Consider the following 12665-nt stretch of genomic DNA (forward strand, 5'->3'; position numbering starts at 1 on the left):
TAAAAACGGGTTCACCTATTTTTTTTGTTAGCAATGTAGAATATCACATTAAAATTGACGGGATTAAAAAAGATACGGATTAATTTAGAAGGCCTTATCACTGATTTTTTTTCGTTATGAAATTTGAAGTGTATTTTGATTTGTGCTCATAAGCAATCTTATTTAATAATTTAATCTGAATATTTAAGCGGGATGGATGAGAAGTTTAGCATTGATGTTTAAATTATAGGTATTCATTACCTCTCATTGTAATTGTATTTTATTCTTTATTTTCGTCTCTTCATCAGCTTATAAATACTATAACGTGTCCAATTTAAATCATAAAAAAGTATACATAAAAGTAAAAGATCATTCAGTTTCTGGTGAGAATTTTCAATTGCTATTGAACGAAGATATGGGAATGCTCGAAACATTTCCAAAACCCTCCGAAGATCGGTTACCTGAATATTATAAAAGCGAAGATTATATTTCCCATACCGATGCAAAACGTAATTTATTTGAGAAAGTCTATCACGTTGTGAAAGGGATCGCATTACAGAGAAAGTTAAAACTCATTGAAAGTGTTGTGCCAGAATCAAAATCGTTGCTTGATGTAGGTTGCGGCACTGGAGATTTTTTAAAAGTGGCCTCTAAAGCAGGTTGGAAGGTTTCCGGTATAGAGCCAAATGTACACGCACGATTGATTGCCAATAAAAAAACTGATGAGGCGGTATATGACTCAGAGCATCTCTTTAAATTTGAATCAGAATATTTTGATGTGATCACTTTATGGCATGTCTTGGAACATTTACCCAATTTAGAAGAACACATGGCAGTATTCAACAAACTGTTGAAGAATAATGGTACATTGATAATTGCCGTTCCCAACTATAACAGTTATGATGCAAGCCTATATAAAGAGTTTTGGGCCGCCTATGATGTCCCTAGGCACTTATGGCACTTTAGCCGTAATGCCATTAAAACCTTAGCCACAACTTTTGACTTTCAAGTTGTAAAAACGGTTCCTATGAAATTTGATGCATTCTATGTCAGCTTGCTGTCTGAAAAATATAAAAACGGGTATATGAACTTTTTGTCTGGATTTTGGAATGGTTGGCTCTCTAATTTGAAAGCACGGCAAACCGGAGAGTATTCTTCCTTAATTTATGTCCTTAAGAAGGTTTAAAGCTAATTTAAGGCGATTTTAAGGGTTTTCGGGGGCTTGCCTAAGGCTTGACTATCCAATTTGGTCAATCATCCTTAAATCGCGCCTTGGAAAGTCAATTTTGATTGATATTGCCAATAGTTAATGTCTTTATTATATATAATATCTATATAATATATTTTTATTATTTTCTCATTGACTTTGCTACATTTGCACAAAATTCTAAAAACATAAAAATGAAAAAAGGTTTTATCGCTCTATTAACTTTAGTGATGTTGTCATCATGTCAGGAGCAAACAAAAATTGGATTTGTCGATAATAGCAAATTGATTAATGAGTATCAAAAAAAGAAGGATATCGAAGCGAAGTTTCAAGTTGAAATAGATGCATTCAATAAAAAAGTAGACAGTATTGGTCAATCATTCCAAGCTCAGGCTGCTGAGATGCAAGCTGCCGATCCTAAAATGGTCCAAAAAAGTTCTCAAGAAAAATATCAAGCTCTAGCACAACAATACCAACGTTTCCAACAACAATTTCAAATGGAAGAGCAACAAATTCAATCAAAGAGTCAAGCTCAAATAGATACATTGATTAAAGATGTAAGAGCTTTTGTTAAAAATTATGGCGAAAAGAACGGTTATTCTTATATTCTTGGAAGTAATGAAGCGGGTAGTGTTATGTATGGTGAAGAAAGTAAGGACCTGACTAAAGACATTCTTGAAGCATTAAATGCCGAAGTTAAGAAAGACTAAATATTTACTTTTAATACCAATCAAAAAAAGCCAGTTTTTAACTGGCTTTTTTATGTAATAAACGGGTGAGTTTAATGGATAAATCAGTTAGTATGATTTTAGAATTTCCATTCCGTTCTATATGATAAATTGCATCCTCCAACTCTGTACTGATATCCATAATATTGCCTTCATGGACAAATGGTGCGAAATTTTCCAACTTAAAGTTTTTGGTTTTTGGTTCCATAAAAACTAAAGTCTCGGTGTTATAATTCATCAGTAAGGCCTGCCTGAAAAAATCAAGACAGAATTGTAAAAATTGTTTTTGTGTTTCACGCCCGGTTTTTGCAATCTGTTCGCTCCAGCTTATAAGATCATGAATGGCTGTTTTATTGCCTTTCGCTTTAAAAGCACTTCTAATCCAGAAAACAAACCATTCTTCAAATTGTAAATCTTCAGAATCCTGATACACCAAATCGCAAGCTTTATTATAATTACCATTGGATTGATGTGCTATTTTTGTAGCCGTTGCTTCGTCCAATTGATAATTTTTTTGCAAGGCTTCAATTATTACGGCTTCGGCAAGCGGTGGAAAATGTAACACTTGGCAGCGCGATCTGATGGTATTAATAATGTGATCTTCGTCTTCCGCAATAAGTATAAAAACTGTTTTAGATGGAGGTTCTTCTATTAACTTCAAAAGTTTATTGGCCGCTGATGTGTTCATCTTTTCGGCCATCCAAATCAACATAATTTTATAACCACCTTCATAAGATTTTAGAGATAATGCTTTAACAATGTTTAAAGCCTCATCTACGCCAATTTGGCCTTGCTTGTTGTCAATACCGAGTATACGGTACCAATCAAAAAGATTACCATAAGGTTGCTCTTTCAATAATTGGCGCCATTCTTCCATAAAATGACTTGATACTGGATGTTTCTTGATTTTATCTGTGCTGGCAACGGGAAAGGCAAAATGTAGATCGGGATGTGCAAAATTTTCAAATTTTAAATTGCAACTTTCATTTCCACCCCTGTTTTCTGATTGCTTATTACCGCAAAGGATGTATTGCGCATAGGCTATAGCCATGGCCAAGGTCCCTGACCCTTCTGGGCCCACAAACAATTGCGCATGTGGAATGCGGCCGTTATCCACACTTTGGGTTAAATGACGTTTAAGATGTTCTTGACCTAGTACAGTACTGAATTGCATGGCACAAAACTATGTATTTTTTTCCATTAACACTGCCCATATTTCAATTCCTAAAAATTTGCGTTTTTTATCGTTTTAGAAATGGTTACATTTGTTTCTATTTTATAAAAAGTAAGACCAATGAAAACCTTAGACGATTTCAATTTTAAAGATAAAAAAGCCCTGATTAGAGTAGATTTTAATGTGCCTCTGGATGCACAGTTTAATGTTACAGATGATACCAGAATTGCTGCGGCCAAACCAACAATTATTAAAATTTTGGAAGACGGTGGCAGCTGCATCTTAATGTCTCACTTAGGACGCCCAAAAGGTGTACAGGAAGAATTGTCCTTAAAACATATTCAGAAAAACGTGGAACAAATTATTGGCGTGGAAACCATTTTTGTACCAGATTGTGTTGGTGATGAAGCGCAAAAGGCGTCAAACAATTTAGAACCAGGTAAAATTCTTTTACTTGAAAACTTGAGATTTCACAAAGAAGAAGAAGCTGGCGATAAGGAGTTTGCCGAAAAACTGTCCAAATTGGGAGATATTTACGTGAATGATGCCTTTGGTACGGCACATAGGGCGCATGCCTCAACAGCAATTATTGCACAATTTTTTCCTGAGAAAAAATGTTTTGGCTATTTGTTGGCTCAAGAGATAGAAAGTATCAATAAAGTCATGGAATCTGGCGAAAAGCCGGTATTGGCAGTACTCGGTGGAGCAAAAGTGTCGTCAAAAATTACCATTATTGAAAATATCTTAGACAAAGTCGACCATCTCATAATTGGTGGTGGAATGACGTTTACTTTTATTAAAGCACAAGGTGGTTCAGTTGGCGATTCCATTTGTGAAGATGATAAAATGGAATTGGCTTTGGAAATCTTGAAAAAAGCCAAAGAAAGAAACGTAAAAGTTCATTTACCGGTGGATGTTGTTGCGGCAGATGCTTTTAAAAATGATGCCAATACTCAAATTGTACGTGTAACGAATATCCCAAATGGGTGGCAAGGCTTAGACGCAGGACCCGAAACAATTAAAAACTTCCATGAGGTGGTCATGCAAAGTAAAACCATTTTATGGAATGGGCCTTTAGGCGTTTTTGAAATGGAGAATTTTGCTAATGGTACAATAGAACTCGGTAATTCTATTGCTGAAGCCACTAAGAAGGGCGCATTTTCTCTTGTTGGTGGTGGCGATTCTGTTGCTGCTGTAAAACAATTTGGTTTTGAAGATAAAGTTAGTTACGTGAGTACCGGCGGTGGTGCCATGTTAGAAAGCTTAGAGGGTAAAACACTTCCAGGAATTGCTGCTATACTAGAATAGCACTCATATTCTATCCCCTAAATTGGAATGATGGTATAGATAACACGTTAGTTTTATCCGACGAAACGCATTGATTTGTGTTAAATTGTTGTTTTATACCATCATTTTAAATATTATTGTACGATTTTAATCTACAAATCGTTGATTATTAAAATACCATACTAATGAACCAAAAACTAGTTTCACTAACTTTTGGTGCTTTATGTGTATGTAGTCTTGGTTTTTCTCAAGTTAAGAAACTGAAAAAAGATACTACCCTAGCACCCACTAAAACTGTTTCAGTTCAGGTTGATTCCATTACCGATGGAAAAAATTTGGCAGTGAAGGAGATAAAACCTGTTGCGGACTCATTGAGCGCAACGAAGATCGAAGATTTAGAAATTGCGTCTGAGATTGATCAAAAATGGCTCGATGAACTTTACGGAAATGCCTTGTTTGACAGCATTTATGAATCGGTCACTGATTTAAAATATGATGCTGTGGATTATCCTGAGTTGCCTACTGATACCTTGAAGGCGCGTTTAAAGAAATTAAGTTCCAAAACACCTTTTAATATTGAATATAATACTTCATTAGAAAGTGTTATCAAGTCTTATTTAAAGCATAGAAGACATTCTATGGAGCGCTTAATGTCTTTAAGTGAGTATTATTTCCCTTTATTTGAAAAGGAGCTGGATAATTACAACATTCCATTGGAGATAAAGTATTTGGCAATTGTGGAATCAGCCTTAAAACCCCGTGCCAAATCGCGGGTTGGAGCTACTGGCTTGTGGCAATTTATGTATCCTACCGGTAAGATGTACGGATTGAATGTGAGCAGTTATGTAGATGAACGTAGTGATCCGATAAAATCTACGGAAGCTGCAAGCAAATATTTAGCGAAGCTCTATGAGATTTTTGGCGATTGGGATTTGGCATTAGCTGCTTATAATTCAGGTCCGGGTAATGTAAGTAAGGCCATCCGCCGCTCTGGTGGTTACGAAAATTACTGGAATATTAGACCCCATTTACCCCGCGAAACAGCAGGGTATTTACCAGCATTTCTAGCTACAATGTACATTTTTGAGTATGCTGAAGAGCACGGTTTTAAAAAGCATAAGCCTAATTTTAGATATATGGAAACCGATACTATTCACGTAAAACAGACTATTAGTTTAGATCAGGTTTCTGAGTTGTTAGAGCTGCCAATGGAAGAATTACAATTTTTAAACCCTTCGTATAAACTGGATGTCATTCCTTATGTTGAAGGTGAAAATTACACCCTGAGATTACCAAAACACGCTGTAGGAAGGTTTGTAAATAATGAGGCAAGCATATATGAATTTGTAACTAACGAGTTGAACAAGCGCGAAAAGCCAATTACACAAATTTTGGATGCCAACTCAAAATCAACCTACAAAGTAAGATCTGGAGATAATTTGGGTAAGATTGCAAGACAATATGGTGTCCGGGTTTCTGATTTAAAAGCATGGAACGGATTGCGTAGTAATAATCTCAAAATTGGGCAACGTTTAACAGTCTATAACTCCAAACCATCGGCTTCCGTAATAAAATCTGCGGTTAGTAACTCTACTTCAAAAAGCGTCACTTCAAACGGAGCAAAAACATATAAAGTGAGGTCTGGAGATTCATTATGGAGCATATCTAGAAAATTTCCTGGCGTTTCCATCCAAAATATCAAAGATTGGAACGATATTAGTGGTACAAATTTAAAAGTAGGTACAACACTTAAAATTTCACGTTAAGTGTTTTCAATTTTAAAAACTAAACCATGAAAATCATTTACACTTTTGCTCTCTCTTTATTATTATTGACCTCCTGTAACAATGGTAAAGACCAACGAATTATTTCTGCTTCCAATGGAAATATCAACAATCTTCTGGTTGTTGTAGACAATTTGCTGTGGGATGATAGTGTAGGCGAAACTATTAGAGATGTTGTAGCCGCTCCAGTACCAGCGCTAAATCAAGAAGAACCGTTATTCTCATTAAACCAGATGCCACCTGCAGTATTTGATGGCTTTGCAACAAGAAGTAGAACCATACTCAAAATTGAAAAGGGAGGTCCTGCTGGTGTGGTTATTAAAAATGATGTGTATGCGCGACCACAAACTGTTGTTGTAGTGTCAGGAAAAACAGATCAGGAGATCAAAGATGAGTTAGAATCCAACAGCGATAAAATTATCGCTGCCTTTAAAAAGGAAGAATTAAAGGAAAACCAGCGTCGCATTAAAAAATCCTTAATGGACGACAAACCGCTACAAGAAGCTTTAGGAGTTAAATTAAACTTTCAAACGGCTTATCGAATAGCCAAACAAGACGAAGACTTCTTCTGGATTCGTAAACAAATTCCGACAGGTACAATGGATATCATGATTTATGAAGTACCATTGCACACCATTAAAAAAGGCGACAGCGCAATTATAGACATTGTAAGAATGAGAGACTCAATTGGAAAGGTTCATATTCCTGGACCTGTAGAGGGTTCTTATATGATCACTGAGGATGCTTATACACCATATTTGTCTGAAACAGAATTGGACGGGAAATTTACTTATGAGACCAAAGGTATATGGGATGTGAAAAACGCGTTTATGTCAGGTCCTTTTATCAATTATGCCATTGAGGATAAGGCGAATGATAGATTTCTGGTAATTGAAGGGTATGTCTTTGCACCATCTGTTGAAAAACGAAATAATATTTTTGAAATGGAGGCCATAATCAAATCCGTCAAGATACTATAAGCTAAAAGAGCCAACTTATTAAGTTGGCTCTTTTGTTTTTTCTATAAGCTAAAACCGCTATTAACGATTTTTATCTGCTGTAGTATTTTGTTCATCATCTTCCTTGCTGGCATCTTTAAATTCTTTGATACCGCTTCCCAAGCCTCTCATGAGTTCTGGAATTTTCTTTCCTCCAAACAGCAATAATACCAGTACAACTACAACTACTATTTGCCATACTCCAATTGCTAAAAATATACTTGATGCTATCATAACAGTTAATTTGAATTGCAAATTTAATAATTAAACTTCAATTTAAACGTTAAAAACAAACTTTAGATGAAAGACCTAAAAGTTTGCTTTAATTTTATTTAATTTTGTTGAGCATGACAACTAGAAAAAAAGAGAAGAAATTTGCCAAAAAATTGCTTCATAAGTACCGTTTGGTGGTGCTTAATGAAGATACATTTGAAGAGCGATTCGCAATAAAATTAACACGGCTTAACGTGTTTGTTATTGTGTCATTGTCTACTATTTTGCTAGTAGCGGCCACTATTTTTTTAATAGCCTTTACGCCCTTAAGAGAATTTATTCCTGGATATTCTTCTGCAAAGTTGAAAAAGCAAGCCACTGAGCTTAGTTTTAAGACCGATTCTTTACAACAGATCATCGATTTGAACGACAAGTATTTTACGTCAATTAAACGTGTGTTGACTGGAGATGTTAAAACCGTGGAATTTAATAAGGATTCCATTTTAAATGCCGCTAATGAAGAAATTGCGCAAATAACTGTAAAACCTACTAAACAGGATTCCTTATTGCGCGATAAAGTGGACAAAGAAGATAAGTACAATCTATTTGAATCGGCAATTTACGCCTCCAATTTTGTGTTGTTTCCACCTGTTAACGGGAATATTTCCGAGGGGTATAATGTGAAAGAAAAACATTATGCGGTAGATATTATAGTGGCTAAGAACACGCCAGTTAAGGCAACGGCCGATGGCACTGTGATTTTTGCGGAATGGACTTCAGAAACGGGTTATGTGGTTATTATAGAACACAGTTACGAAATGATTTCTGTATACAAACACAATGCCTCTTTAACCAAAGAGCAAGGTGATATTGTGAAAGCAGGGGAGGTTATCGCAATGGCAGGCAATAGTGGCGAATTTACCACCGGGCCTCATTTGCATTTTGAATTATGGAGTAAAGGTTACCCTATTAACCCCACAAATTTTATCGATTTTAAATGATGTTTTCACTAAAATCTGCACTTGCCAAACCCTTTGCCTATATTATTAAAAAGTCAATTTTAAAATGGGCAAATAACCCTGTGGAAACTCAGCATAAGGTGTTTGAAAATTTGATTGCTGAAGCTAAGCACACACAGTTTGGCAAAGACCATGATTTTTCAAACATTAAAACACATGCTGATTTTGTTAGTCGTGTTCCAGTGCGCGATTACGAAGATTTAAAACCCTATGTAGAGCGTGTGGTTGCAGGAGAACCCGATGTGCTATGGAAAGGCAAACCCATTTATTTTGCAAAAACCTCAGGTACAACCTCTGGTGCCAAATACATTCCCATCACTAAAGAGAGTATGCCAACGCATATTGAGGCCGCCAGAAATGCAATTCTCATGTACATTGCAGAAACAGGTAATGCTAATTTTGTAGATGGGAAGATGATATTTCTACAAGGGAGTCCTATTTTACATGAAAAGAACGGAATACAATTAGGACGCTTATCAGGGATCGTGGCGCATTTTGTTCCTAAATACCTTCAAAAAAACAGAATGCCGTCTTGGGAAACCAATTGTATTGAAGATTGGGAGACTAAAGTAGACGCCATCGTTGAAGAGACATTACCTGAAAATATGACGGTTATTTCTGGAATTCCTTCTTGGGTTCAAATGTATTTTGAAAAGATTCAGCAAAAAACTGGCAAAAAAGTAGGGGAGGTGTTTCAGAATTTTAATCTCTTTATTTTTGGAGGTGTTAATTATGAACCTTATCGTGCAAAATTTGAAAGTCTTATAGGACGGAAAGTTGATAGTATAGAACTTTATCCAGCTAGCGAAGGTTTTTTTGCCTATCAAGATCAACAGAAGGAAAAAGGAATGCTCCTGCAATTAAATTCAGGTATGTTCTACGAGTTTATAAAGGCCGATGAATTTTTTAATGAACAACCCACACGAATCACCATCAAAGATGTAAAATTGCATACCAATTATGTGATGATTATCTCTTCTACAGCGGGACTTTGGGCGTATAATATTGGGGATACTGTTCAATTTACATCCTTGGCGCCTTATCGTGTAATTGTTTCTGGGCGCATTAAGCATTTTATTTCTGCTTTTGGTGAACATGTGATTGGTAAAGAAGTGGAACAGGCCTTAAAGGAAGCGGTTGAGGGCTCTTCCGTTCAAGTTTCAGAATTTACGGTGGCACCCCAAATCAATCCAACAAAAGGTTTGCCATATCACGAATGGTTTATTGAATTTGAGAATGAACCTCAGGACCTTGGTATCTTGGCTGCCAAAATTGAAACCGCATTACAAGCCCAAAATAGCTATTATGTAGATTTGATCGTGGGTAAAGTACTTCAACCACTAAAAATAACCGTGGTTAAGAAAAATGGTTTTCAGGAATACATGAAATCTTTAGGGAAATTGGGAGGTCAAAATAAGATTCCAAGATTGGCCAATGACCGTAAAATTGCAGATGCGTTGACCAAAAATAATTTAACTAATTAATTCTATCTTTACCAGCTAAATAGTCACTATGAGTAATAAAAAACACCATGCCAGAACGCGAGCTCAAGAGAGTTCAAATGCAATTGAAAGAATGTATATTACGATGCGCCATTTGTTTAATCGTGGATTTTACAAACCCATGGGCATTTCTGGCGAGACACTTCGCGAATCCTTATTGTTATTAAGACCAGAAATTTATGGATCTATTGGCGAAGAAAAGGCTGAATTGGAAGGCTTATTGTATGTTGTGGATCGTCTTCCTTATGGTATTGAAGAGTGTACCTTTATTAATCTTACAAGTGATGAAGGATATACAAACTCTCATTTTAAGGCTATAATTCCTCCAAAAAGAAGACGCAATTGCTTTAGAATTGACGATGAGCAGATGAATATCGAAATTACTCGTGGCCGCTCTGAAATCTATGATATCTTAACCCACCTCACATTTATGTTTGTCGAGTCTCACAAAATTAGTAAACGAGTACTTGTAGATGAGCAGGGCACAACAACTAGAGATTGGATTAAGTTAGAAAAAGCTGTGCTCTCTAATGAAGAGTTGACACAAGAGGCAAGAGAAATTGCCATCACCCATACCGCTAACATTTTAGGCCGTACCTTTAATGAGTTGACTGAAATGTACAGTGCCTTTGCACTCCCAAATCAACCAGAACGATTACTACATCTGGTATATTGGCTTGGAAAATTGGCTATTGAAGAGGTTGTAAACAACAACAAACGCACAGTTACATTCAGTCCTGTGTTAAGAGAGCGTTTAGGACATCATATTCATGGCGAAATTTGGGCAAACACCATAAAGGAGGCGTTGTTGAAAAATGGACTTATAGAGCGCCCTATTCATGTTATTAGTGCCAACATGCATAGTGTCATGAATTCATTGTTTGCGCCGCAAGCGCTCAAATCGTTGGCTTCTAAAAAGAATATTTTTGAAGTTTACGAGGCCTTGAGCCAAAAAGAAAATCAGGAATTGCGCAATAAAGTAACCAAAGAAGCTTTGCAACGCGGCATGATTTATATTCCGGATACTTCAGGTACCAACATTGACGTACAAATTTTTGACACCGCGAAAATTGATTTTATAAAAACAGATTTGGAAGGTGTAAGAATGCTTGACGATTCTGAAAAACCAGTCCTTTTTGTGATGGATTATGCCTTTGGAGAACAAGCCTATGAAACTATTGATGAGTTGTTAAAACCCATTAAGGTAAATGATAAACAGATCCTGCTCAATGTAGACTCTATTTCTATCATGGGGAAAGCTGGAATTTTAGAAGGTGGAAAAGGCGATATCATGATCCCGTCAGCCCACATATTTGAAGGAACCGCTGATAATTACCCCCTACAGAATGAACTTTCAAAAGCTGATTTTGACGGTCACGATATTGACGTTTATGAGGGGTCTATGATTACTGTATTAGGCACTTCCCTTCAAAATAAGGAGATTCTAAAATTCTTTTTTAACTCCACGTGGAATGTAATTGGATTAGAAATGGAAGGCGCGCATTACCAAAAAGCCATTCAGGCAGCTTCAAAGGTCAGGGGAAGTATCAATCCTGATGTTAAAGTGCGCTATGCGTATTATGCCAGTGATAATCCCTTAGAAACAGGAAGCACATTAGCTTCAGGTGGTTTAGGGACTTCAGGTGTAAAACCTACCTATTTAATCACAAGAAAGATATTGCAACAAATATTTAGTTAACAGATACTTATGAATGAAGATTTGAAAAAAAATCAACCGTCCAATGATGAGGTTGATCTGGGACAATTATTCAATGCTATCGGAAGGTTGTTTGAGCGCCTATTCGCGTTTATTACTGCTATTTTTACACTGCTCTTTGGGTTTTTCATCTTCATTTTAAAATCGATTTTTGATAATATTAAACTGATAGCTACCGTTGTTAGTGTTGCTTTTGTTTTGGGATTTGCAATAGATAAGATCAAACCGGAGGTTTATGCCTCCAACATGTTGGTCAGACCTTATTTTGATAGTAAATTTCACTTAATCAACAACATTCATTATTATAATTCCTTGGTATCTAATGGTGATATAAAAGCTCTGTCCAATATATTTAACATAGGAAGTACTGAAGCGGCAGAATTGAAAGGCTTTGATATTAATTTAGGACCTGAAAATGATAATGATAGAACTTTAGCGTATTATGAATTTTTAAAATCTATAGATTCCTTAAGTGCGGAAACGTATCGCTATACCGATTTTATTAAAAACAGAGATATCTACTCGGGAAAACTCTTTGAAATTACTGTAAAATCTACAAAAAGTGATATTTTTAAAAGTTTAGAGTATGGCTTAAACAATGCATTGTGGAATCCACATTCTGAACGCTTAAAGCAGAAAAAAGACACGATGTTTGCTATACAAACCTCAAACATCAAATCCTCATTAGCTACCGTAGATTCGTTAAAACAGGTATTTATATCGGTTTTACAGCAGGAATCTGATAAAGGCACCACTACTATCAGTTTTGGAAAAGACTTTGCGTTAGAAGCGGAAAACAGCTCAAAGTCTAGAGAACTGGAGCTGCTTAATAGAGAAATTGAATTGCGAAATAAACTTGCTGAGTTAGAAGAATTGAAGATAGAGGAGGATACGCTTTTTGATGTGGTTTCAAGCTTTCAAAATGTAGGCAGTAAATCTTCTGAACTTCTTGACAAATTCGCTTATTTACTGCCTTTGACAGCACTTTTTATTTTAATCATTGTGTTTATAATTAACAGAACTGTGAGTTTTGTGAGATCTTACGAAGGTTAAGGAA

General features: G+C 36.0%; 11 protein-coding genes. 9 read left to right on the forward strand and 2 right to left on the reverse strand.

The features are described from left to right. The first annotated feature begins 304 nt into the window (after window positions 1-304). Together BXY82_RS04575 and BXY82_RS04580 are read left to right on the forward strand one after the other, a co-directional pair. On the forward strand, window positions 305-1165 hold the full coding sequence (locus BXY82_RS04575; protein WP_243835681.1) for a class I SAM-dependent methyltransferase: 861 nt from the start codon (window positions 305-307) through the stop codon (window positions 1163-1165). A gap of 215 nt (window positions 1166-1380) precedes the next feature. Next, the gene (locus BXY82_RS04580) at window positions 1381-1896 is read left to right on the forward strand and encodes an OmpH family outer membrane protein (RefSeq protein ID WP_133756981.1); all 516 of its coding nucleotides are present in this window, start codon (window positions 1381-1383) and stop codon (window positions 1894-1896) included. Window positions 1897-1933: 37 nt separating this feature from the next. Here BXY82_RS04580 and BXY82_RS04585 read toward each other — a convergent pair whose 3' ends face one another. Continuing rightward, on the reverse strand, window positions 1934-3088 hold the full coding sequence (locus BXY82_RS04585) for a DNA polymerase III subunit (RefSeq protein ID WP_133756982.1): 1155 nt from the start codon (window positions 3086-3088) through the stop codon (window positions 1934-1936). A gap of 120 nt (window positions 3089-3208) precedes the next feature. Here BXY82_RS04585 and BXY82_RS04590 point away from each other — a divergent pair, with 120 nt between their 5' ends. From BXY82_RS04590 to BXY82_RS04600, 3 genes are all read left to right on the forward strand, one after another. Continuing rightward, window positions 3209-4396: a phosphoglycerate kinase gene (locus BXY82_RS04590; protein WP_133756983.1), complete on the forward strand. Its 1188-nt coding sequence runs from the start codon at window positions 3209-3211 to the stop codon at window positions 4394-4396. Window positions 4397-4560: 164 nt separating this feature from the next. Then, complete coding sequence (locus tag BXY82_RS04595; RefSeq protein ID WP_133756984.1) at window positions 4561-6141, forward strand: LysM peptidoglycan-binding domain-containing protein; 1581 nt, start codon at window positions 4561-4563, stop codon at window positions 6139-6141. 26 nt (window positions 6142-6167) lie between these two features. After that, window positions 6168-7139 carry a DUF4837 family protein gene (locus BXY82_RS04600; protein WP_133756985.1) on the forward strand — a complete coding sequence of 324 codons (972 nt, stop codon included), beginning with the start codon at window positions 6168-6170 and terminating at the stop codon, window positions 7137-7139. A gap of 60 nt (window positions 7140-7199) precedes the next feature. Here the strand turns inward: BXY82_RS04600 and tatA are convergent, their stop codons facing one another. Then, window positions 7200-7391, reverse strand: coding sequence for a twin-arginine translocase TatA/TatE family subunit (tatA, locus tag BXY82_RS04605; protein ID WP_133756986.1), 192 nt, complete (start codon window positions 7389-7391; stop codon window positions 7200-7202). 113 nt (window positions 7392-7504) lie between these two features. On the opposite strand from tatA, the gene BXY82_RS04610 reads away from it, so the two are divergent. Genes BXY82_RS04610 through BXY82_RS04625 form a run of 4 tightly spaced genes read left to right on the forward strand, consistent with a single transcriptional unit; the run spans window position 7505 to window position 12661 of the window. After that, window positions 7505-8371, forward strand: coding sequence for a M23 family metallopeptidase (locus BXY82_RS04610; protein WP_133756987.1), 867 nt, complete (start codon window positions 7505-7507; stop codon window positions 8369-8371). Next, on the forward strand, window positions 8371-9873 hold the full coding sequence (locus tag BXY82_RS04615; protein ID WP_133757421.1) for a GH3 auxin-responsive promoter family protein: 1503 nt from the start codon (window positions 8371-8373) through the stop codon (window positions 9871-9873). Before BXY82_RS04610 ends, BXY82_RS04615 begins: the two co-directional genes overlap by 1 nt. 28 nt (window positions 9874-9901) lie before the next feature. After that, the gene (locus tag BXY82_RS04620; RefSeq protein WP_133756988.1) at window positions 9902-11590 is read left to right on the forward strand and encodes a DUF6909 family protein; all 1689 of its coding nucleotides are present in this window, start codon (window positions 9902-9904) and stop codon (window positions 11588-11590) included. 9 nt (window positions 11591-11599) lie between these two features. Further along, window positions 11600-12661: a hypothetical protein gene (locus BXY82_RS04625; RefSeq protein WP_133756989.1), complete on the forward strand. Its 1062-nt coding sequence runs from the start codon at window positions 11600-11602 to the stop codon at window positions 12659-12661. Window positions 12662-12665 lie beyond the last annotated feature (4 nt).

The organism is Gelidibacter sediminis (assembly GCF_004364975.1).
Lineage (GTDB): Bacteria > Bacteroidota > Bacteroidia > Flavobacteriales > Flavobacteriaceae > Gelidibacter > Gelidibacter sediminis.